20 protein-coding genes are annotated in these 21,451 nt (G+C 63.0%); 10 read left to right on the top strand and 10 right to left on the bottom strand.

Features of this window, described 5'->3' with window-relative positions; genetic code table 11:
- Nucleotides 1-30: 30 nt before the first annotated feature.
- Together J5J06_04640 and J5J06_04635 are read right to left on the bottom strand one after the other, a co-directional pair.
- A complete protein-coding gene (locus J5J06_04640) occupies nt 31-507 on the bottom strand; it encodes a beta-hydroxyacyl-ACP dehydratase (GenBank protein ID MCO6436358.1) in 477 nt (158 codons plus the stop codon).
- A 177-nt stretch (nt 508-684) separates the two neighbouring features.
- Entirely contained in the window at nt 685-864 is a 180-nt protein-coding gene (locus J5J06_04635) for a histone H1 (GenBank protein ID MCO6436357.1), read from the bottom strand.
- 421 nt (nt 865-1,285) lie between these two features.
- Here J5J06_04635 and J5J06_04630 point away from each other — a divergent pair, with 421 nt between their 5' ends.
- From J5J06_04630 to J5J06_04615, 4 genes are all read left to right on the top strand, one after another.
- Nucleotides 1,286-2,575, top strand: a complete 1,290-nt coding sequence (locus J5J06_04630; GenBank protein MCO6436356.1) for a tetratricopeptide repeat protein — start codon at nt 1,286-1,288, stop codon at nt 2,573-2,575.
- 64 nt (nt 2,576-2,639) lie between these two features.
- On the top strand, nt 2,640-3,635 hold the full coding sequence (gene holA / locus J5J06_04625; protein MCO6436355.1) for a DNA polymerase III subunit delta: 996 nt from the start codon (nt 2,640-2,642) through the stop codon (nt 3,633-3,635).
- A gap of 57 nt (nt 3,636-3,692) precedes the next feature.
- Nucleotides 3,693-5,039, top strand: coding sequence for a hypothetical protein (locus J5J06_04620; GenBank protein MCO6436354.1), 1,347 nt, complete (start codon nt 3,693-3,695; stop codon nt 5,037-5,039).
- Between the two features lie 332 nt (nt 5,040-5,371).
- Nucleotides 5,372-6,283, top strand: coding sequence for a hypothetical protein (locus tag J5J06_04615; protein ID MCO6436353.1), 912 nt, complete (start codon nt 5,372-5,374; stop codon nt 6,281-6,283).
- A 121-nt stretch (nt 6,284-6,404) separates the two neighbouring features.
- Here J5J06_04615 and tsaB read toward each other — a convergent pair whose 3' ends face one another.
- A complete protein-coding gene (gene tsaB / locus J5J06_04610) occupies nt 6,405-7,130 on the bottom strand; it encodes a tRNA (adenosine(37)-N6)-threonylcarbamoyltransferase complex dimerization subunit type 1 TsaB (GenBank protein MCO6436352.1) in 726 nt (241 codons plus the stop codon).
- 143 nt (nt 7,131-7,273) lie between these two features.
- Here tsaB and J5J06_04605 point away from each other — a divergent pair, with 143 nt between their 5' ends.
- The 3 genes from J5J06_04605 (at nt 7,274) to J5J06_04595 (ending at nt 11,108) form a co-directional block, all read left to right on the top strand.
- Nucleotides 7,274-8,098, top strand: coding sequence for a metallophosphoesterase (locus J5J06_04605; GenBank protein ID MCO6436351.1), 825 nt, complete (start codon nt 7,274-7,276; stop codon nt 8,096-8,098).
- An 89-nt stretch (nt 8,099-8,187) separates the two neighbouring features.
- On the top strand, nt 8,188-10,302 hold the full coding sequence (gene yidC / locus J5J06_04600) for a membrane protein insertase YidC (protein MCO6436350.1): 2,115 nt from the start codon (nt 8,188-8,190) through the stop codon (nt 10,300-10,302).
- Between the two features lie 56 nt (nt 10,303-10,358).
- Nucleotides 10,359-11,108, top strand: a complete 750-nt coding sequence (locus J5J06_04595) for a hypothetical protein (protein MCO6436349.1) — start codon at nt 10,359-10,361, stop codon at nt 11,106-11,108.
- Between the two features lie 70 nt (nt 11,109-11,178).
- Here the strand turns inward: J5J06_04595 and J5J06_04590 are convergent, their stop codons facing one another.
- From J5J06_04590 to J5J06_04580, 3 genes are all read right to left on the bottom strand, one after another.
- On the bottom strand, nt 11,179-12,030 hold the full coding sequence (locus J5J06_04590; GenBank protein MCO6436348.1) for a PDZ domain-containing protein: 852 nt from the start codon (nt 12,028-12,030) through the stop codon (nt 11,179-11,181).
- Nucleotides 12,030-12,842: a PDZ domain-containing protein gene (locus J5J06_04585; protein MCO6436347.1), complete on the bottom strand. Its 813-nt coding sequence runs from the start codon at nt 12,840-12,842 to the stop codon at nt 12,030-12,032. The genes J5J06_04590 and J5J06_04585 overlap by 1 nt, the downstream gene beginning before the upstream one ends.
- 90 nt (nt 12,843-12,932) lie before the next feature.
- Nucleotides 12,933-14,051 carry a DegT/DnrJ/EryC1/StrS family aminotransferase gene (locus J5J06_04580; protein MCO6436346.1) on the bottom strand — a complete coding sequence of 373 codons (1,119 nt, stop codon included), beginning with the start codon at nt 14,049-14,051 and terminating at the stop codon, nt 12,933-12,935.
- Between the two features lie 393 nt (nt 14,052-14,444).
- Between J5J06_04580 and J5J06_04575 the strand changes: the two genes are divergently transcribed.
- From J5J06_04575 to J5J06_04565, 3 genes are all read left to right on the top strand, one after another.
- Entirely contained in the window at nt 14,445-15,764 is a 1,320-nt protein-coding gene (locus J5J06_04575; protein ID MCO6436345.1) for a nucleotide sugar dehydrogenase, read from the top strand.
- A 368-nt stretch (nt 15,765-16,132) separates the two neighbouring features.
- On the top strand, nt 16,133-16,684 hold the full coding sequence (locus tag J5J06_04570) for a hypothetical protein (protein MCO6436344.1): 552 nt from the start codon (nt 16,133-16,135) through the stop codon (nt 16,682-16,684).
- A gap of 159 nt (nt 16,685-16,843) precedes the next feature.
- Nucleotides 16,844-17,104 (top strand): hypothetical protein, encoded by a 261-nt coding sequence (locus tag J5J06_04565; GenBank protein MCO6436343.1) that lies wholly within the window; start codon nt 16,844-16,846, stop codon nt 17,102-17,104.
- A 399-nt stretch (nt 17,105-17,503) separates the two neighbouring features.
- On the opposite strand, the gene rsmG is transcribed toward J5J06_04565, so the two are convergent.
- From rsmG to J5J06_04545, 4 genes are read right to left on the bottom strand one after another with little or no spacing between them, the layout of a single operon-like run.
- The gene (rsmG, locus tag J5J06_04560; protein ID MCO6436342.1) at nt 17,504-18,181 is read right to left on the bottom strand and encodes a 16S rRNA (guanine(527)-N(7))-methyltransferase RsmG; all 678 of its coding nucleotides are present in this window, start codon (nt 18,179-18,181) and stop codon (nt 17,504-17,506) included.
- A 42-nt stretch (nt 18,182-18,223) separates the two neighbouring features.
- Nucleotides 18,224-19,696 carry a glycosyltransferase gene (locus J5J06_04555; GenBank protein ID MCO6436341.1) on the bottom strand — a complete coding sequence of 491 codons (1,473 nt, stop codon included), beginning with the start codon at nt 19,694-19,696 and terminating at the stop codon, nt 18,224-18,226.
- Nucleotides 19,689-20,861 carry a polysaccharide deacetylase family protein gene (locus J5J06_04550; protein MCO6436340.1) on the bottom strand — a complete coding sequence of 391 codons (1,173 nt, stop codon included), beginning with the start codon at nt 20,859-20,861 and terminating at the stop codon, nt 19,689-19,691. The genes J5J06_04555 and J5J06_04550 overlap by 8 nt, the downstream gene beginning before the upstream one ends.
- On the bottom strand, nt 20,858-21,439 hold the full coding sequence (locus J5J06_04545; GenBank protein MCO6436339.1) for a methyltransferase domain-containing protein: 582 nt from the start codon (nt 21,437-21,439) through the stop codon (nt 20,858-20,860). The genes J5J06_04550 and J5J06_04545 overlap by 4 nt, the downstream gene beginning before the upstream one ends.
- Nucleotides 21,440-21,451 lie beyond the last annotated feature (12 nt).

Here is a 21,451-nt window from a genome sequence, read left to right as displayed (position 1 = left end):
GGCCCCAGTGATGGTTCTGTAACGCCGCCCCTAGCGCATCACCAGTCCCGTGATCGTCGCCTCGAAGACCACCCGGCCTTCCTTGATGCCCTGGGTGCGGGAAACGAACTTCCGGGGACGCTTCTCCATGGCCTCCGCCAGGACATAAAGACGATCTCCCGGGAATGCCGCCTCCCGGAACTTGCACTGATCGATCCCCCCGAAAGCCATGAATGTGCTGTCCGGCTGCGTCCACTGCGAGGCGAACGCGGCCGTTTGCGCGGCGATTTCCAGCATCAGCACGCCGGGCATGAGCGGCCGTCCGGGAACGTGCCCCTTTGCCCACCACGGGTCGTCGCCGCAATCGTGAAACGCGACCACACGCCGGCCTTCCGGGTCAATGTAGCAGGCCCCGTCGAGGAGCATGAATTCATAACGGTGGGGCAGGCGGGCGTAGATCTGCTCTCGCGTAATCTGGACGCTGTTCAGGTCCACGTCGTCCAGCTCGAAGAGCAGGGGAGGGGGCATGACGATTAACACTCCTCATCGCGTCGGACGCAATACCGAGACTGTCGGCCGTCCCTGTCCAGGCTACGGCGGGAATGCTGCCCGCGCCGCAGCGCAAACCGCCAGACCCGCGCGCCGGGCGCACGCGCCCGGTCACGCTCCGGCCTGCGGTGATCCTGTCGCCGCTCGCGGGGAGGGTCAGACGTTTGATTCGGAGCGCACTTCGAGGATTTTCTTGCGCACTTCCTGGGCGGCCTGCTTGATGTCCTGCATCGACTTGCGGACGCGGGTGCCGGCCGCTTTGTTGCCACCGGTCGCCTTGCGCACGTCTTCTGCCGCCGCCTCGACCAGTTCCCGTAGACGTTCGTATTCTTCCATGCCAACGCCTCTCCAAAGAAAGGTATGCCCGTTCATTCGGGGATCGGTCCCGCCCTGTTCGGACCGGGAGTCTATCACCGCACCAAGTCTCCGGCAAAGTAGATTAGTCGGCTGAAACGGCCCTGACGCATCAAAGAATGCGGTTTTCCGAGTCGATTGTCGCGTTGGGCTTATCCAACCGCGCCATTCTACCCAGTATCTTGCGGATCCACTGTTCATCCTCCCCCGGCCGGATTAAAGCATGTTTGATTTTTTTTGCGTTTCAGGTGATAGGCCCAATCCTTCTTGCGCGGCAAATGTTTGGAGCGGGGAAAGCGTCCGCGCCGATACAGCCACCATGCGCAGGAAGTGCGCTGGAAGGTGCGGGACGCGCCTTCGGTTCGAGCGGCGCTGCCGGCGGTTTGCGCGCGGAGGTTCGTGCATGTGGCGGCTGAATTCAGCATTTCTCGGTCAATCTGCCCGATTCGCGGCTCTTTTGGGCCTCTTGGTCGGAGGGTCGGCGTTCGGCGATTCCCAAGCCCTTCGCTCGAGACAATTCGACCTGGAGTACGTCTCGAATGAGGATGCACTGCCGCTTACCGGCGTGCGAATCTGGTACACCGTCGATGATGGCGCCACCTGGAGCTTCCTGGTGGCCGACGAGGACCGGCAGTCTCCAGCCTCGGTCGAAGCTCCACGAGAGGGGCGTATCGGTCTTTACGTTGTACTCTCCAACGCGGCCGGCGATTCCGCGCCACAACCCGAGGCTGGAACCGCGCCGCAGCAGCGCATTCTGGTTGATGCGACGCCTCCGGTTGTGCAGCTTCATCCCTTGCAGGAGGCCGAATCGCTTGGCCGCCGCGTCATTCGCATTCGCTGGACCGCCATCGACGCTTTTTTCCCCCCGCGCCCGATCGAGTTGCACTTTCGCTCCCAGGGAACCCAGGACTGGTCGGTGCTGACGCCTGACCCGCTGGCGAATACCGGGCAGTACGACTGGCTGGTTCCCGACGGTTTTGAAGGTCCTCTGGAGATTCGCGTTGCGGCCACGGATCTTGGCGGGAATCGTATCGTCAGCGAGATGAAGCGGATGGAGGTTCCGCGGGTACGTGCAACGGATATCGCTTGGCTGACGCGGGGATCCGGGGTGCCCGACCCCATAACCGAAAAACGCCCTGCGGAAATCCCCGCCGCGGCGCGGGAGCGAGCGGCCCGGCTCTTCGCGGAGGGGCTGGTCGACCGCGATCGTGGCGACTATCGTCAGGGCGTCGCCAAGCTTCGCCGTGCGGTGGAGCTCGATCCGTTCAATACCGAGGCCTTCGCCGAGCTTGGTAACCTGCTGTTCCAGATCGGCGAGGAGGAACGGGCCCTTTCGGCGTTTGACATTGCCCTGATGCAGGACCCGAAATCGCGTTCGGCGTTGCAGGGTTCGGCCCGCGTACTGGGAAAGCAGGGCAATTACCAAAGCGCAGCGCAGCGACTACGCGCCGTTCTGCGCAACGACCCCCGCGATGCCGAGGTCTGGTTGAATCTCGGGGACGTGGCCATCTACCAGGGCGATGAGGTTCTGGCGCGGGATTGCTACGATCGGGCGGCCCGAATCAATCCCCAGGCTCGGGAGACCGTCGAGCAGGCGCGGCGGCGCCTGGCGCTGATGGACAATGCGGCCGGAACGCCGCGGCAGGGCGAATCGACGGGCGATTCCGGGCCCGGTATCGCAGCCACACCCTGACGGTCGAATGATCGCGGGGATCGCGTCGCGAAAGTGGCACATCGCCGCAACTCGGCGCGGCGGCTTGGCAGAAACTATGGTAAAGGACGGCGAAGTTCATCCCGTGTACGCCATCGTCGGCGCGGAGCGTTTTCTCGTGAGGGAGGCGCTGACGGCGCTTCTTGAACGCCTGGATTCCGCCTCGGACGGCTCCGGAGCGACGGTATTCGATGGTGCCGAAGCCGGCCTTGCCGAAGTTCTGGACGAAGTCCGGACGATGTCGCTGTTGGGCGGTCGCCGCGTGGCCGTGGTGGATGATGCTGACCCGTTCATCAGCATGCACCGTGCGGCGCTGGAGCGTTACTGTCAGAATCCCTGCGACAGCGGCGTGCTGGTCTTCCTTTGCCGCACGCTTCCGCGTACGACGCGCCTGCACAAGGCGATCGCGGAAAACGGGAAATTGATCCCCTGCGAGACGCCCAAGGGGCGCGGCGTAGTCGACTGGATTGCGCGGCGGGCGTCGGCGATCCACGGCAAGCGGATGGCGTCAGCGGCGGCGGCCGCCCTGAGGGAGTATGCCGGGGACGAGCTCGGATTGCTTGACACCGAGTTGAGCAAGCTGGCGACGTTTGTGGGTGACCGCGCCGAAATCACAGCCGAGGACATCCGCTCTCTGACAGGCCGTCACCGCGAAGAGCGCGTGTTCGCCGTGACAGATGCCATGGCCTCGGGCGACGTGGAGGCGGCGCTGTGGCACTGGGAGCAGGTTCTTGCGACCGACCGGGCCGCTCCGGTTCGTGCGGTGGCGGGCCTGGCCTGGAGCGTTCGACGCCTGCTGGACGCGCGGCGCCAATGGGATTCCGGTACATCGATCGAGTCGCTCGCCCGGGGGCTCTTTACGCCGCCGGATGTGCTCGCCCGGCGGTTCAAGAGAATCTCCACGCGCGATCTGGAGGATCAACAGCGCGACCTCCTGGAGGTGGACGAATTGGTTAAGACCGGTGCGGCGACGGTGGAGACGGCGGTGGAGCGGTTCATTGTTCGGCACAGCCGACCGGTCGCGGCCGTCTCATCAGCGTAAAGCGCTGGTGGCATCGTCGATGGTGTGTTCGCTCAGGCGGGAAGAAGGGAGTCTTCCGTGACGGAAGCCAGATTGTCCTTATTGCGGCCGAAGCAGGCGATGTTGTGCGGAGTGGCGCTGCTTCTCGTTGCCTCGCATTGCAACACCGGCGGCTCACGCTCCTGGACGCTCGGCGGCGAAGAAAAAGCTACGTCGGCCGATGCGCCGGCGGGCCGGATCAATTTGCCCGACGAACAGGCAAGAGCCGAGCCGGCGGATCAGACGCTGTCGGCCGTTGCAGAATTCCTCGCACGTACGAAGGAACTCGCCGAGGAACCGCAACCAGCGATGAAGTCGCCGGTCAGCGCATCATCCGAAAGCGACCTCGCGGTCACGTCTGCAAAACGGACCGAACCAGCAATAGAAACAGAGCGAACCGGGCATCCGGCTGGTTCCGACCGCGTTGACCCCGACGTTCTCGAGGATCCTCCAAGGACAGCGAGCGCTTTGCCGCACGCTGATGCCGATCTTACCGCCCGTGCCAATGTGCAGATGGTTCTGGAAGATCAGGGACGCGCTGCTCGACATCTCGTTCCGCCGCGACTCCTTTCGCTGCACGTGCGTCAACCGGATGTTGAGCCGGCCGCGGCGCCGGGTAAATCCCCGTCTGAGGCGGAGTCCAATCGCAGGGTCGCCGTCGAATCGTCGTGCCGTGCGCCGACGCTGGACGGCTTGGCGGAATCAATGGAGCGCGAGCCGGAAAGCGAGCGCGGCGCCCGGGATGAATGGGCCTTGCGGCTCGTGCAACTGGCTGCCGATCGCCCGATTGAAATGGGCGCGGTGGGTGCTGAATTCTCGCCCGTGGAACAAGCTGTTCTGCGAGGTTACCTGCGCCTTGGGCAATCGATCGGCGGACTTCTGGCCAGAACATCTGATTCGGGTGACGAGGCGCTGGATCGTGTGGAGGAATTGCGACTGACGTTGGCCGACCGCGCCGCGCCGAGAATCAGCGGCGTTGTTCTTTGTCGAAAAGTGTTGACCTACGGCGTCTACGAGGAAATGGCCGAGTCGGAATTCGTTACCTATCAACCCGTACAGACCATCGTGTACATCGAGGTGCGAAACCTGCACTCGGAACGGACCGAAGACGGGCAGTACCGCTCGGTGGTATGGACCCGGCTGGAGTTGTTGAGCGCGGATGGGAAGTCGCTCTGGGAACGCGAGGAGCCTGAAATCGTCGATCTTTGCCGTGGCAAGCGAACGGACTTCTTCATCGCCCAACGCGTGACATTTCCGGCTAACCTTCCGGAGGGAGAGCATGTCCTCAAGGTGTCGGTGGAGGATCGACTCTCGGGCTATGTCCAGGAAGTGGTCCGCCCTGTCCGGTTTCTTTCCGCGCCTTCGGTGGCTCAAAGCCGCAGGTAACTCCCGTGTTAAAGCGCGCGGAGATGAAGCGCCCGGGTAGTTTTTGGTCCTAAGTGATTGTATTATAGGAGCTTGCTTGGCTCCGGCTCGAAATCGCTCATGGACGAGCGCCTTGAATGCCGACTATGTTCGCAGCGTGGAAATGCGGGGATTGCGCCCGGAATCGGCGTTTCCGAACGCAATTTCCGCGATTTCGTTCTTGGCGCCGAAGAAGCGGCGTATACACTACGGTCGGAAACAGGGAACAAAGCGGGCGGCGCGGCCCGCGGCGGAATCTGTTCCGTATCTCGTCAACCTACAAGCAGTTGTGTCGCGTAAACGGAGAATGCGCAATGAAGCGTGGTGTGGCTTTGGTTCTAGCGCTGGCGTGGTGTGGGATCGCGGTCGCTCAGGAGTCGGAAAAGACGACGATGACGTCTGAGACGAAGACGATGACGTCGGAATGCCCGGACCTCCTGTCGAACCTCTGGTTGTTTGAGGATGCGACGCCGGTTCCCACCGGCCAATTGGATCTGCGGTTGGGCTATCAGTGGGTTACCTCGGGTTTCCCGGCCAATCTGGGCGACTCGGATGACGATCACATCGTCACGCCCGCCCTTTACTGGGGCTTCTATGAGAATATGGAGCTCTCGGTTCAGGTTCCGGTGTGGCTCGGTGACGGTGGCGATGCCGGCGGTCTCCGGGACGGTAACTACGACACGAACGTCGGCGTCCTCTGGCGGCTGATGAATCAGGAAGGCTACTGGCCGGCCCTCGCATTGAGCGGTACAGCCCGTATTCCCACTGGCGACGGCTCGAGCGGCGTCGATGGCGAGCTTCGCCTCGTCCTCACGAACGAGTATGACAGCGGCATTCGCTCGCACTTCAACGCGTGGGCGAAGACGGTTAACGGTGACAATGACGAGAGCATCAATTCCCGTCGCTGGAACAACAACAATTGGACCAACTGGTGGAACTGGAACGGCTATCGTTATGATGGCTTCCGTGACTTCCAGTACGGCGGCATCATCGGTCTCGATGGGCCTCTGGGCGACGACGGCTCGCTTCGCTGGGTTGCCGACTACTCCTGGGACAGCGGCAAGCTGAACGGTTCGGCCGGCAGCAACCTGCTTGAGCTCGGCTGGGAGTGGGCAATGGCCGAGATGCACAAGCTGGGCATGTCGGTTCAGATCGGCCTGGACGACGAGGATTCCACGCCGAACTTCGGCGCCGGTCTCGTCTATTCATTCTCGATCGGATCGTAAGTGAACTCGGGCGCCGTGCCATGCGGCGCCGCCGGAACATAACGCAAGGGCTCGGCGGCCGGAGTTCGGTGCGCCGGGCCCTTGTCGCTTTTGCGGGTTTCCCGGTGGGAGCGGCCGGAGCTTATCCGTCGGAGCCGTGGCGCAGGAGCCATTTCTCTTCCGCCTCCGGCGGGCGAATATAGAGGGGAATGAGATCTCTGCGGCCGACCACGTCACCGCGCTGGAAGCGCTCGTAGGCGAGTCGATAGAGCGTCTCGGCGCGGGCGGGCCAGAGTTCCTCCGGGAGAACGCGCACATTCGATTCGTCGACCGGATCGCGGTGATAGGCAATGCCCTCGCCGAGAACGGCAGCATCGGCCGGGAGCGATTCGAGAAATTCGCGAGGATTCCACTCGCGCGGTTCCGTGTCTGTGACGTACGATGACTCGGTGCGGCGGAACGTCGCCGCGTAGACATGGCCCCGCTTTGCGTCGAGCATCACCCCGGCATGGAGCGGCGGGGTCGGTGCGAGGCCCGCGTTCTGGGCGATGACCTCGAGCGTGGGGACGGCGACCAGTCGGCTGCCCAGGGCCAGAGAAAACGCCCGTGCCGCCGTCACGCCGATCCGCAGGCCCGTAAAGCTGCCGGGCCCGACGGAGACGGCGACACCCGCCAACTGGCTGGGACGCACGTCGAAACTCCGGGCGAGATCGTCGATCGTCGGCAGGAACTCGACGGCGTGGCGGCGGGCGCCGCTGAATACGCGCGATTCGAGAACTTCGCCGCCGCGACCGAGACACACGCTCCCGTAAGCGCTGGACGTTTCGATGGCGAGTATGAAGTCGGCCTCTTTCGGCTGCGAACCCATGGCGATCGGATCATAGCGGTTCGGGGCGGTTGGAGGAATGCTGGGATTGACGGGCCCCTTTGGGCCTCCTACATTCGTCGGGCTCGGAGGAATTCTCGGCTCGAGTGAAGGCCCGATACGCAGGCGGCGTCTGTTTCCACGTAATGTTCGCGGTCATTTCCGACATTCACGGCAATCTCGAAGCGCTCGAGGTCGCCTTGGCTGATATTGAGCGCCGCGGGATCAAGCAGATTTTCTGTCTTGGGGACGTAGTGGGGTACGGTGCAAGTCCGCGGGAATGCCTCGATCTCGCCATCGATCGCTGCGAGGTCGTGCTCTGCGGTAACCACGACCAGGCGGTTTTTTACGAACCGCTGAACTTTCACGTGGGCGCGGAGCGGGCGGCCTACTGGACCCGGCAGACGCTGGAGGAAGAGCCCGATCGAGCCAAGCGTAATCGACGGTGGGCGGCCCTGGGGCGCCTCCCCATGATGCACGAGACCAAGGGGCTGCTGTTGGTGCATGCATCGCCGCGCCGCCCCATTAACGAATACCTGTTTGCCGACGATTGTTACACCAATCCCAGCAAGATTCTCGACAGCTTTAAGAAGCTGGGACCGAACCATATGGCGTGCATGGTCGGCCACACGCACGTCCCCGGCGTGTTCCTTGACGATCCCTGTTTCGATTCGCCCGGCGACCTGACCTACACCAACATCTATTCCATTACGTCGGACGAAAAGGCCATCATCAATGTTGGGAGCATCGGTCAGCCACGAGACCGGGACCCGCGGCTTTGTTACATCGTGGTGTACGAGAAGGGGGAAGCCCCGGAAGATTACGATCCTCCGGACGTGGATGACGACGAGTATTGCTCGACGGTCGAGTTCGTGCGCCTGGAATATGACATCGAGAAATCCGCGCGGAAGATCTACGATACGCCGGATCTTGATGATTACCTCGGGTCGCGCCTGTTCGAAGGAAAATAGCGGTCATGCCCCAGCCGAATCCTCGGCTGGGATGCTGACCGGGTTGAACGTTCCCGCATGCTGCGGCTGCCTGACCTTCGGCCGGATTCATGGAAAAAAACGACACGCTACGCAATCTGCTGATCGCTGCGGCGGTCTTCTTCGGAATCATGTCCCTGGGACGCGTCCTGCTGGGACCGCCGGCCACGCCCGTTCCGAATGAGAACGCCGCGACACTCATTCCGCGGGAATCCGGAACGGCCGCGACGCAACCGGTGCAGGAAACGGGGCAATTGCCGCCTCCGCCGCCCGGCAGCGCTCCGCCGCCGCAGGCTTCGCCTTATTCGGCGGTCGAGGCGGAAGAAGCGTTGACCGTTCCGCTGGGCGCGGGTGTGGTTGAATCGGCGGAATTCAATCCCGGCGACGAGCCCTACCGCATGCGCCTCGAGCTGAGCAATATCGGGGCCTCTATTGCCGACGCGTTTCTGACGGACCATGCCGAGGCCCTCCCCGGGCACGGACGCTATCAGCTTCTCTCTCCCGTGGAGCACGAAGACGGGCGGACCTGGCGGTCACTGGCCGTGGAGCGGCTGAACATCGACGGTGTCGATGTCGATCTGGGAAACAAGCGCTGGCATGCCCAGCCCCCGCAACCGTTCAGCGAGCAGATGCCCGACGGCGAGACTCTCGAGGGCGAAAAGGCGGAATTCTGGATCGACATCGTGTCGGAGAGTGGACCGGTCGCCCGGGTCCGCCGCGAATTCCGGCTTCCCCGACAAACGCGAAAGAGCCTTCGCCGCGATCTCTACGTCAACGCCACGGTGGAGAATCTCTCCGGTAAGCCCCACGACTTTCAGATCGTGGAAATCGGCGGCGTCGGCGTGCGCAAGACCGACCCGCGGCGCGATGACCGCTTTGTGGACGTTGGCATCGAGATGGGCGACGGGACGATCTCCGGCAAACGCGTGCAGGACGCGAGCGTGGTTCGCCAGGAAAGCCGCCAGCTTCCCCTCTATTCGCCCGATCCGGCCGTGAACACCCGGCTTTCCTGGGTGGCCAGCGACAACCAGTACTTCACGCTGACGGTAGCGCCCGTGACGCCCGGTACCTCGAAACCTTCGGACCGGATCGCGGCTTCCTCGGCGATCGACCTCGACGGCGACAAGGAGACGACGGACGACGTCACCTTCCGACTCGCGGTTGCCCCTCAGCGCGTGGAACCCGGCAGCACGTTTACGTTCGCGTCAGAGGTCTACATCGGCGGCAAGCAGCCGCGCGGCTTCCGCGACGTGCCCCGCTACAACGCCCGCGATTATTACTTCCAGATCTCACAGGGCTTCGGCTGGTGTACGTTCAACTGGCTCGTGGAACTGATGATCTGGTTGCTGGATGGCCTGCACTTCGCCGTGCGCGACTATGGTCTGGCGATCATCATTCTCGTGCTGATCGTGCGGACGCTGCTCCACCCCATCACCAAGAAGGGCCAGGTGAACATGGTCCGCATGCAGCATCGCATGCAGGAACTGGCCCCCAAGATGGAGGAGATCAAGAAAAAGTACGCCAACGACAAGGCCCGCATGCAGCAGGAGATGATGAAGCTGAACATCAACCCGGCCGGGCAGATGCTCACCTGCCTGCCGATGTTCCTGCAGATGCCCATCTGGATCGCGCTCTACCTCAGCCTGAGCAACAACATCGCCATGCGGCACGAGCCGCTGCACTTCACCTGGATCCATGATCTGACCGCGCCGGACGCCCTGATTCGTTTCAGCAGCCCGATTCACCTGCCCATTTTCGGGGCCATCGACGCGTTCAACCTGCTGCCGTTCCTGCTGGGCATCGCCATGTACACCAACCAGAAGCTCATGCCCCAGGCCAAGCCCTCGCCGAACATGACGGAGCAGCAGCGCGCCCAACAGGACATGATGAAGAAGATGGGGCCGATGATGAGCATCATGATGTGCCTCGTCCTTTACAAGGCGCCGAGCGGGCTCAACCTCTACATCATGGCCAGTTCCATCTTCGGAACCATCGAGCAGCACCTGATCCGCAAGCACATCCGGGAGCAGGAGGAGGCGGGCACGCTCCACGGCCCGAAGAAAAACGAGGACAAATCAAACAGCAAGCCGAAGAAGCTCAAGTTCCGTTGGTTGCAGCGGCTTCAGGACATGGCCGACGAGGCCCGCAAAGAGCAACTCCGCCGCGCGGGGAAGCGGCCGAAATAGCGGTGGGTACGTAACGACGCGGTCTTGCGTCGGATCCGCCCGTCGGCGTCTCTGTCATGCTTGAGTCCCATATTCTTGACTTGCTTTTTCCGATCCGCGTGAAGGACCGGCTCACGCCTGAAGAATACGCTGTCGTCGCTCCGACGGGGCGACGGATGGAGAAACGGTACACGATCGCGTTTCTTGTCCTTTGGTTTCACATCGGCGTTATCTTAGCACTGGTCCCGTTGGCGGTTGACATGGGCGTTCGCCGACCTGTTGAGCCGGTTTACGACGAAATCTCTTCAGCCGCATTGCTCTACGTTTGCGGGGGGTTCTTTGGAGGTATGGCACTCGCTCATATTGTCGCCATCCGGCTCGTGCGCCGGATGGCTGGAATGAAGTTCGACCTGTATATTCGTTACTGGAGCGAACAATCTGCTTTTGGCACTCGCTACTCTATTCGACGTGCAATGCCCCCCTTACTGATTTTCGCTGGGCTTATCGGCTTGGCGGCCCTGCTGGGCGGCGCGCATATGAGGCAATTCATCGACAGCCGAGGCATCAGCTATTCAGACAGCTTGTTCACTTTCAGGTGTCACCCCTTCAGTGAAGTTCGACGAGTCGAAATCCATGATGTCGCGCCCATAGCAAATCATGCATTCGATTTGGACTACGCCAGGTTGACGATGCGGTTGGCCGGTGGAACGGAAATTCAACTAGGCGCAGGTTCGTCGGTTGCGACCGTTCAGGAGCTCCGCCGTATTGGTGAGTACGTAGCGCGGCAATCGCGACTCCCCTTATTGGGAGGCGTGTCGGCGCCGTAGCGATTCCCTTCTGTGTAAACTCTTTGCCGCCTCGCCTCGCTCCGGAGCATCTGCAAGCAACGCTTGTTTCCTAATCCGTGCTCACTTCTGCCGCCTTACTGGAGGTCATCGGCGCGGCCGAACTCGGAGGCGGCGCCTCGAAATTCCGCGTCCACCACGCCGCGAACTGATGGTTGGCCTCTTCCAGAAGCGAATAGACCGGCTGCCCGGGCGAGACGACTTGTTGTCGCGGCCAGCGACCGAGCGTCGCGGAAACCACCTGCAGCTCATTTCGACGAACGATCGTGATGCGGATCTTCGTTCCCGGAGGGAACTTGCGAATGCACTCCCCGAAGGCCTGGGGATCGGTCAGCACCGGCAGCGGCTCGTCGTTGAAGGCGATGATCAGGTCGTCCAGCTGCAGATTGGCCACCTCGGCTGCGGTCCCGGATACCACTTCTGAGACCCGGGCGGCGTAGCGCGTCGGCCCGCCGGGGCGATCCTGAAACGGAACCGCGGCATGGCGTATCCCCAGAAAACCGTACCGGTCCCAGAAGGCATTCTCGATATAGGCTTCGAAGACCAGTTGCTCGATTCGCTGCCTGACTTCGAGATCGCCGGCGGTGCGGTATTCCTCGACGAGGAGAGGCAGGGCTTCCCGCCACAGACGCCTGAGGCTGTTCGACGCCTGTTCACGTCGATCGAAAGAGGGCGAGGCGAGTTGCTCGATCAGATTCTCCAGCGCCTGCCGCCGCCGCGGATCGGTCACCGGCCGCAGCTCGGGGTCGAGCGACGCAGGTGGCGCGTCGTCGGTTCGCAAGTTCGCACCGGCGGGATCCTGCGCCCTGGCCTCGGGAATTACGCCTTCGGCGGGCAGGCACGCGGCAAGCGCCAACCACGCCAGGGTCTGGACAGCGACGCTTTTCGAAGGCCGACGGAGCATCACTCGTCCGCCCCCAATGCCGAAGGCCTGGTGTCCGCGAAGTATTTCTGCCACCACGGGCCGAAGCGTTGCCGGGCGCCGCTGTAGGCTTCGTTCAAGCCTTGGATGCGCAGACCGCTGGCTTGATTGAGTTGCTCAACGGGCGGACGTCCGAGCACGACGCTCAATTCCAGCGTCTCATTTTCCCGCAACACGGTGAGCTTCACCGGCGTTCCCGGACCTCGGCGGCGAATCGCCGACGCGAACAGGCTGAAACCGTTGACCGGTCCGCCTTCGAGATACTCACCGTCCATGGCGATAATGACATCTCCGGCGATGAGTCCGCCACGCTCTGCGGGCGTATCCGGCATTACCTGCGTCGGCGGGAGCCCGATCTTGCCGCGCGGGATGCGCGCGTCATGTTCGTGCGTGCGGATGTTCGTCTGAATCGGGCCCTGTATCCCGAGGTAGCCCCAGTCGTTGAGCGGCACCATGTAGTTGATGAATGCCTCGAAGACGACAATCTCGATGCGCTGCTGCACCTCCAGGTCGTCGGTGTCCCGATAGGTTTCGCGCAGCAGCGGGAATGTGACTGCACCCATACCAATGAGCTGGTCCGTCGATTGCACCCGCGCCTGGTAGGAAGGCGACGCCAGCCCGCGGATCGATTCCCGGATACGTGCCTGAACCGCTGCCGGGACCTCCCGGCTGAAGACCTCGTCGCCCGGTTCGGACATCTGCAGCGCACGCGCCGCGGGATCACTGAGATCGTTCGGATCGACGACCTGCAACTGCGCACGGACCGCCCCGGCCGGTCCCAGACCCGCGATCACCGGTACAATCCAAAGTGCAGCACGACGCAATTTCATCACTCGCAATAGACCCCGCTATCGACGTGACCGGCTGCCCAAACGCCACCTGCATCATAGCAGAGAGCGCAGCGTTCGGCACACCGTGTCGATGTCGCTTTCGGTCAGTTCGTGGTGGAACGGCAGGGCGATCGTTCGCGCCGCAACGTGCTCGCAGACCGGGAAATCGCCCCACGTGCAGCCGAAGCGCTCGCCGTAGAACGGCTGGAGATGGATCGGGGCGAAGTAGTTGCTGCACCCGATCCCCCGGTCGCGTAGGCCGACGAGGATGCGGTCGCGGTCCTCGGCCGTGTACTTGTCCGCCAGGCGAACGACGAAAACGAACCAGCTCATGCCCACGTCGGGATGGATGCGCTGGAGCACGAGGCGCGGCTCGTCGCCGAGACGCTTACGATACATCTCCACGATGCTGCGGCGACCGGCGATGATCTCATCCACGCGCTCGAGCTGCGCCAGTCCCAGGGCACAGTTGATATCGCTGAGTCGATAGTTGTAACCCATTCTCGGGTGCGACAGCCAACCGCCGTGCGTATCGCGCCCCTGGTTACGCAGCGAGCGGCACATGGCCGCGAGATCGTCGTCGTCGGTGACGATCATTCCGCCCTCGCCGGTGGTGATCTGCTTGTTCGGATAGAAGCCGAACACGCCGGCATCGCCCAGCGAACCGGCCCTGCGTTCCCGCCAGGTGCTCCCCAGCGCTTCGCAGGAATCTTCAATCACCTTCAGATTGTGCCGCCGGGCGAGCGCCATGATCGCGTCCATGTCCGCCGGCTGGCCGAAAACGTCCACGGGAATCAACGCCTTCGTCTTCGACGTGATCGCCGACGCCACCTTCACCGGGTCGATGTTCCACGTGTGCGGATCAATATCGGCGAACACCGGTGTGCCGCCCACCATGAGAATGCAGTTGGCCGAGGCCACGAACGAGAACGGTGTGGTGATCACTTCGTCGCCGGGACCGATGCCCATCGACGCCACCAGCAGGTGAAGCCCCGTCGTCCCGCTGGAACAGGCAACGCCGTGTCGCGTTCCGCAGTAAGCGGCGAAGCGCTCCTCGAAGGCCCCCAGCACCGGCCCCAGGCTCAGGTTCGGCGAACGCAAGACCTCGACCACGGCATGGATTTCCGCCTCCGTGATATACGGTCTGGCCAGGGCGATGGTCGGCTGATTCATATCCGTTCCCGTCATGGAAAAAAGGGGAGTCCAAAACGGCCTGCACGGCTGGATAGTCTATCGGCAGGGATCGTCGCACGGGTCGCCGCGGGATCGACCCGCCTTCCCAGCGATAGCAAGGCCCCGGAACCCGACTGCACGTGTGTCCGTTGCCGGACGGCCCGGCTCGGCATTATAGTGACGTTTGACCGTTTCCGATAACTGTTCGAAGAACGGGCGTCCGGGGCACGATGCGCTCCCGGCGATCATACTCCCACGCGAGTCGAAATCCCCATGGCAGACCACACGCGGGCCAAATCTTCACGGACCGGAAAACAAGCGAAATCGGCCGGGCATGAGTCCCACAACGGCGCCGTTCGCCGCAAGTCGGCGGACAGACCCAAGCGGCCGCTGATGTCCGAGTCCGATTGGATCGACGCCATCAAGTCCCGCACCGCCCGCGTCGGCATCATCGGCATGGGCTACGTCGGCCTGCCGCTGATGCGCACCTTCTGCAACGCCGGATTCGCCTGCACCGGCTTCGACGCCGACCCCGCCAAGGTCGAAAAACTCAACGCCGGCCGCAGCTATATCAAGCACATTCCCTCCGCGCTCATCAAGCAGGTCCGCAAGGAGGACCGCTTCCACGCCACCGACGATCCCCGCCAGCTCCGCGACTGCGACGCCATCCTCATCTGCGTCCCCACACCCCTGACCAAGATGCGCGACCCCGACATGAGCTACGTGGAGAACACTGCCCACATCCTCGCCGACAACCTCCAGCGCGGCCAGCTCATCGTTCTGGAAAGCACCACCTATCCCGGCACCACCCGGGAACTCGTCCAGCCTATTCTCGAACAGAGCGGCCTCCGCGCCGAGCGCGACTTCTTCCTGGCCTACTCGCCTGAGCGCGAGGACCCCGGCCGCAAGGACTTCACCACCGAGACCATCCCCAAGGTCGTCGGCGGCGTCGGTCCGCACAGTGCCCGCATCGGGGAGAAGCTCTACGGCGCGGCCGTGCGCAACGTCGTCCCCGTGAGCAGTTGCGACATCGCCGAGGCAGCCAAGATTCTGGAGAACGTCTACCGCTGCGTGAACATCGCCATGATGAACGAGCTCAAGATGCTCTTCGAGCGCATGGGCATCGACGTGTGGGAGGTCATCCGCGCCGCGTCCACCAAGCCCTTCGGCTTCCAGGCGTTCTACCCCGGGCCGGGTCTCGGCGGACACTGCATCCCCATCGACCCGTTCTACCTGACGTGGAAGGCCCGGCAGTACGACATGAGCACCCGCTTCATCGAGCTCGCCGGCGAGATCAACACCTCCATGCCCGAGTACGTCATCCACAAGGTGGCCGAGGCCCTCAACGAGCACCGCAAGGCCATCAAGGGCTCGAAGATCCTCGTGCTCGGCCTGGCCTACAAGAAAGACGTCGACGACATCCGCGAGTCACCGTCCATCGAGCTGATCGAGCTGCTCCGCGAGCGCGGGGCGAAGGTCGACTACAACGATCCCTACGTGCCCCGCACCCCCAAGCAGCGCGAGCACAACCTGGGCATGGTCAGCCGCAAGCTCTCCCCGCGCATGCTCGGCTCGTACGATTGCGTGCTCATCGCCACGGACCACACGGCCTACGACTACCCCGCCATCGTCCGCAGCGCCAAGCTCGTCGTGGACACGCGCAACGCCTGCGCCGGCCTCACCGGCGCGGGCAAAAAGGTCGTCAAAGCGTAGGGCGGTAGGGCGCATCTCGATGCACCAATGGACGGGTGGCATGGCCAAGCCCGTCCGGCGAAGCCGGGACAGGGCGCCGCCATGCGCTTACCTCGAGCCGCGCGGAACGAATCTTGACGCACCAACGTGCGCCTCCTCGCCCGCAGGGCGCACGTTCGTTGCCAGTGACTTTAGTCACTGGTGTGTTTGCCCAATAGCACTCGTCCCGCCCGGAGGGCGGGCGAAGCGGCGAGGGTACCTGAGACCGTCATTCCGGCGAACGCCGGAATCCAGGGCATGGACGGGTACGACACATCTCGATGCACCAATTGACGAGGACAACCCGCCCGCTGATATTCAGGCCAGCAACATTCTGAAAGGCCCGTTACATGAAAACGCTGCATGACTCGTTGAAAACTGCGGGCACCGCTTTCTTGGCACTTGTTGCCCTCTTTGGTGCCGGGTGTTTTGTTGCCACCTATCCCGAAACCGTCGATGCATCAGATTTCGAGGAGTTCGAGTATCGAGGTGACTATCCGTTGTGTGTCGACATTCCATCGACCTCGGACCAAGGATTCGGCGGCACTTTCGTGTGTGAGGCAACCATTATTCGAGCGTCCACGGGCGAATATCTCGTGCAGTTGACAATTCCCACATACGATCCACCCGCGCTGACCGGGCTGCCACAGCGCATGATGACTTCGGAGGAAGCGGAACACTTTCTTGTCCTGTCTCGCGAGCTGCATATCAGCCGGCATCCCTGGCCGTACTGCAACATTCCCGTCCAGATTGCACCGAAATACGAGGTGTTCCTCCGCTGGGACGAACTTGAACTGGTGTTTATAAATTGCGATCGCGCGCGTCTGGACGAGGGGCAAGTGGATGCGATCGAGAGGTTTCTGAACACCCTTTTACCCGATGAAGATGCTGCATCCCCTTGAAACGGGAACGTACCGGATGTTTTCCGCCTGCGCCGCATCCTTCTGGCTGATTCCGCCGAGACCCATGACACGCCCGCACTTTCGCCACGAGTCGTGCCCCGCGGATATTCAATCGTGCATAAATTCACGTGACGCCGGCGCCTCGGAGGATCGCGATTGATGGGCATCAGCCTGCTAGTGTTATCTGTTCTCCTGCAAATGGTCCGGCTCTGCGCTGCCAGCGCCGTACGGAATGCCATCGCACGCAACGCCCCGGTGACGTGGCTCGCCTCAACGATAAACAGCGCTCCGCTCACGCCGATCGCGATCGCCGTGTGCTTGCTGGGGCTGGGCTTCGTGTACAAACATCGCGACTACCGACGTTGGCTCGGCCTGACACTTGCGGCGATCCAATTTCTCCTCGCCTTGGTTCACACATGAATCCGGCCGACGCGCGCCTCACCCCGCGCCTCGCGGTCATGTTGACCTTCTTGGAATTCACGCCCCCAGCGCCCTTCTTCGATACAATCCCCGCCACCTTGCACCAACAACGAATAGAAGCATAAAAGCATATTGGACGTTTACACTGACATTTTCAATCGAACGCTCAACTAAATCGAGCGCCCGTTAACGGGGCGCTCACTTTATCCGCCGCGCCGAGCGCGCGCCCCTGCGCGTTATTACCTATGGAGAGGCTCATCGTCCGGAGCCCGAATCCGCCGGTCCCCAGGCACCCCGTCAGATGGACATGGTACGATGGTAACGATCTGGTTCGTCAACGACCTTCAACGCCAGCCACAGCCGCACAAGCTCCGGAAACGTGCCCACGCGCCGCTGGATTCAAGCCTTCCGGGCCACGCACAACAACCGTTGCAGCGTTTCCAACTGGTACTCCAGTTCGTACACAAAAGGCTGGAGAACCGTCAATCCACTCTCGCCCGCGAACGCCTCGGCCTCGGCCGTTTCATCCGCCGAGATCCCCGCCGTCTTGAACACGACCACATGCCCCCGCTCGCAGAGAAACCGTCCTGCCTGCTCGAAACACTCGCGCAGCGATCCGACCGCCTTCAAAGTGACCAGGTCGAACCGCCGCCGCGTTTTCCAGTGTGCCGAATGCGCATGCTCGACGTGAAGATTCGTCAGCTTCGCCTCGCGGGCGAAGTCGATAAGGAACGACACTTTCTTCCCGGTCGCCTCGAGCGCCACCACGCTCCAATCCGGCCCCGCAATCGCCAGGGGAATCGCCGGAAAACCGGCGCCCGTGCCGATGTCCAGCAGATTTCGCGCGCCGACGCCGGCCTGCTCGACCCAATGCAGCACACTCAGCGAATCCGCGTAGTGCTTCACGGCCGCCTCCGCGGGATCGGTAATGCGCGTGAGATTTACACGCTGGTTGTATTCCACCATCGCCGCGTAGTGCGCCGCCAGCAGGTCGAACTGCGCGGGCGTCAGCGACAGATTCCACTTCGCCAGTGCTTCGCGGAGCGCATTATGAAACTCGGCTTGAACGTCGCTCATCGCGAAGATCATACGCGTTGGGATGCTCGGTGCGAAGACGAATCAGGTATGCGCCTCGGCGAAAGTCGCAGGTTGCACCGGCTGAACACCGGCGTTGCCCGGCCCGTTCGGGTCCGACGCGACACCTCGCGATCGGAGAATCTCCTCGTACCACTCAAGGTACGCGTTAACCTGTCGATCCCGCGGAAAGCGCCGCGCTGCGTCCTCGGCCGCATTCACCGCGAGTGCCCGGCGGAGTGGTTCATCTTCGAGCAGCTTGGCAAGCGCTTCGCACATGGCTTCCGAGTCGCCGGAGGGCACGAGCACGCCCGTCGCCCGGGATGGTCCGCACATGCCCGCTTGACCTGTCCCCGGCAGGATCAGGGCCCGCACCTGCTCGGGAATTCCGCCCACGTTGGTGGCCACGACCGGCGTGCCGCAGGCCAGGGATTCCAATACTACGTTGGGAAACGTGTCCGCCCGGGCGGGGTGCACGTACACGTCCGCCGCCTGGTAGAACCGGGCGACGTCAGCAGGGTTCCGGCGAAACGGCTCGAAACGCAGCTCGACGCGGCCAAACTGCTCCGCCGGGCTCTCGTCGCCGAGGGCCACGCAACACACCGGGCGGCGAAGGTTCCGCTCGCCCAGCAGGATGAGCGCGTCGCGGAGCATGGCGAAATCCTTCCAAGGGTTACGCCGGATGCCGCTCGCCGCGGTGACGAGGACGGCCGCGTCCTGCGGCAGTTCAAGCGCCGCGCGGGCATGCTCGCGGTCGCCCGGCCGGAAAACCGAAAGATCCACGCCATAGGGAATCACGCGCGATTCGACGATCGCCGGCGTGAGAATGGACTCCGCGAGGCGGTCGCGCAGCCAGTGACACGGTGTCGAAACGTAAAGGTGGCAGTCCGACAGAATATCGCGTTTCCGCTGCCAGTTCGCCGCGGTCTCGTCAAAGCACACGGACGGGTACAGCTCGGGATACGGGCAGTTTCCGCAGCCGGTCTTCCATCGCTCGCAGTCCAGCGAATGAGCACAGTGGCCGCTGAGCAACCAGGCGTCGTGCAGCGTGAGCATCACCGGCACGCGCTCGCACAGCGAGGGCAGCGCCCGAAGATCGAAGTAGCCTCCGTGAAGGTTGTGCAGATGGAGCACGTCCGGCGCTTCCGGAAACAGCTCGAGCAGGTGGCGCGCGCCGGGATAGTGGAAGTCCTCGAATCCCCGGGCGCGGTCCTTCCTGCCCTTCGGCTCGGCGAAGGCATGCGTCCAGCGACACAAGCGCCGCGCCCAGGCAGTGCGTTCGTAATGCGGCTGGAGGCGGCGGTGCATCCGCCACCAGAATCGCGACCAGCGGCGTCGCGAAAGTTCGTGCGGAATCTCGAAGATGTCCGGATCACTCGTGCGGCGATAGCCCACCACGAGGTTCGATTGGTGACCCCGCTCGCGATAGGCCGTGAACAGGTCGAAAGCGACCTTTTCCGCGCCGCCGAGTACGTCGCGCGTGCTGACCTGGACGATGTGCAGGGGAGAATCAGGCACCGGCGGCCACCTCCGCCAGGCGACGCATCAGCGTGTCGCCGTCCCAGTCGCGGACCAGAACACGCGGAAGCTGAAATCGGTCGCCGTAGTGCGATGTCGGTGCCACATCGTCGTCTTGCCCTTTCTTCCTCCTCGTCTTCATCTCTTCCCCTTCGTCGCTTCTTCTTCCCCCTTCGTGGCTCCGTGGCTTCGTGGCTTCGTGGCTCCTTCCTGTTGCCTTCTTCGGAACGAAATTACTGCACGCCAGTTCGTAACCCGCCTCTTGAACGAGATGCACCGTGTCGGGCGAATAATCGCGGCGTGTGCCGAAGGGATAGGAGAAAATCGTCACGGATCGTCCGAGGATGTCCTCCAGGCGGCGCTTGCTTGCGTGGATTTCAAACGCCTGCTCTTCAAGCGATTGCGCTGCGAGCAGGGGGTGCGTGACGGTATGCGAACCGATTTCGATAAGCCCACCGGAAGCGATGCCAAGCAATTCGTCCGGCGACATCGGCCGGCGAGTCGGGTCCTGGATTTCCGGCGATTCACTCGCGCACCTCGGTTTGCCGAATGCGCCCAAGTCGTCGAGCGCAGTGCGTCGCGTCGCGTCTGCCATCGGCCGCAGGCGGTCGAAGAGCGTTCGATAGAGCCGATGCCGGGGTGTGGGGTCATCCGCGGCGGTTACATCCCATGTGCGGTATCGCGTCCATTGTCCTTGCGTGTACGTCGCGGCGGAACCGGCGTCGACGAGGATCGAGTCGCCTCCCAAACGCAATTCGAATGGAGCGGGCCATTGCGACGGCGTCAGAACGAGGCGCTCCAGTTCGTCCCACCAGAATTCGTATCCGTTGTCGGTGTGGCCGCTGGCGACGAAGACGGTTGCCGGGGCCTCGGCCGCTTCCAGCAGGGGCTTGGCGTGATGCAGATTGTCTGCGTAGCCGTCGTCAAAGGTGATGGCTACGCGCGGCCGGGTGCATCGCGCCACGCACAGCGAGCCAAGGGGGACAATGTCGAACACCTCGCGCAGTGCGGACAGTTGCTCGGCAAAGTTTTGCGGAGAAACCGCCAGAAGCTGCGGGTCAGACGGGGTGTCGGCCACACGATGGTACAGAAGGATCAGGTCGATCGGCGATGCGAACACGTCCCGTCGCGGTCCGGCCAAGGCTGGCGTTCGAGAAGGACTCATGACGGCGTCTCACTCTTCGATGCCCGCGCGCAGACAATCAACTCGTAGTCCGGGTCATTGAAGCCCAGAGCATCGTGCGGGAGGTCTTCGACGACGAGCCCTTGCAGAAACGCCGTCGCGAGCAGCACGTTGCCGAATGCCTGCACCTCGACCTGCTGCGGCGCGAACGCCTCCTCCAGAAGCCGCCGCAGCGCCAGCGACGTGAAGCGCCAGTAGTCGCCCCAGCGCTGCATGTCGTAGCGACTGATCTGGCTGATGCCGGGGACGCTGACGAGCAACGTGCCGCCGGGTGCCAGGATGCGCTCGATCGTTTGCATCGCGGCGCGGGAGTCGTAGATGTGCTGAAGGGTCTGGGTGAGAATGATGCAGTCGAAAGCACCGGTCGCGAGTCCGTCGCCGCGGGTGAGGTCCGCAACGATGGTCGATTGGCGGGTGCCGGTCAGATGCAGCACGTCAGACTGCGTAACCCGATCGCCTCCGAATTGGCGGGTGTAGGTGTTCTCGGCGACTTCCAGCACGCGGCCTCGGATGTCTTCAGCGTGTGCGTTCAAGAAACGCTCGACGTAATAGCGGTCGATGCACTGCCCGCG

The sequence above is a fragment of the Phycisphaerae bacterium genome (assembly GCA_024102815.1).
GTDB lineage: Bacteria > Planctomycetota > Phycisphaerae > UBA1845 > UBA1845 > JAGFJJ01.
The sequence above is the reverse complement of the archived record's forward strand: the minus strand, read 5'-3'. Positions and strand labels throughout refer to the sequence as shown.

Excerpts from the sequence above, each read along its gene's own strand:
- J5J06_04640 (MCO6436358.1), bottom strand. The coding sequence starts at position 507 with ATGCCCCCTCCCCTGCTCTTCGAGCTGGACGACGTGGACCTGAACAGC.
- J5J06_04635 (MCO6436357.1), bottom strand. The coding sequence starts at position 864 with ATGGAAGAATACGAACGTCTACGGGAACTGGTCGAGGCGGCGGCAGAA.
- J5J06_04630 (MCO6436356.1), top strand. The coding sequence starts at position 1,286 with ATGTGGCGGCTGAATTCAGCATTTCTCGGTCAATCTGCCCGATTCGCG.
- J5J06_04615 (MCO6436353.1), top strand. The coding sequence starts at position 5,372 with ATGAAGCGTGGTGTGGCTTTGGTTCTAGCGCTGGCGTGGTGTGGGATC.
- tsaB (MCO6436352.1), bottom strand. The coding sequence starts at position 7,130 with ATGGGTTCGCAGCCGAAAGAGGCCGACTTCATACTCGCCATCGAAACG.
- J5J06_04605 (MCO6436351.1), top strand. The coding sequence starts at position 7,274 with ATGTTCGCGGTCATTTCCGACATTCACGGCAATCTCGAAGCGCTCGAG.
- yidC (MCO6436350.1), top strand. The coding sequence starts at position 8,188 with ATGGAAAAAAACGACACGCTACGCAATCTGCTGATCGCTGCGGCGGTC.
- J5J06_04595 (MCO6436349.1), top strand. The coding sequence starts at position 10,359 with ATGCTTGAGTCCCATATTCTTGACTTGCTTTTTCCGATCCGCGTGAAG.
- J5J06_04590 (MCO6436348.1), bottom strand. The coding sequence starts at position 12,030 with ATGCTCCGTCGGCCTTCGAAAAGCGTCGCTGTCCAGACCCTGGCGTGG.
- J5J06_04580 (MCO6436346.1), bottom strand. The coding sequence starts at position 14,051 with ATGAATCAGCCGACCATCGCCCTGGCCAGACCGTATATCACGGAGGCG.
- J5J06_04575 (MCO6436345.1), top strand. The coding sequence starts at position 14,445 with ATGTCCGAGTCCGATTGGATCGACGCCATCAAGTCCCGCACCGCCCGC.
- J5J06_04570 (MCO6436344.1), top strand. The coding sequence starts at position 16,133 with ATGAAAACGCTGCATGACTCGTTGAAAACTGCGGGCACCGCTTTCTTG.
- J5J06_04565 (MCO6436343.1), top strand. The coding sequence starts at position 16,844 with ATGGGCATCAGCCTGCTAGTGTTATCTGTTCTCCTGCAAATGGTCCGG.
- rsmG (MCO6436342.1), bottom strand. The coding sequence starts at position 18,181 with ATGAGCGACGTTCAAGCCGAGTTTCATAATGCGCTCCGCGAAGCACTG.
- J5J06_04550 (MCO6436340.1), bottom strand. The coding sequence starts at position 20,861 with ATGAGTCCTTCTCGAACGCCAGCCTTGGCCGGACCGCGACGGGACGTG.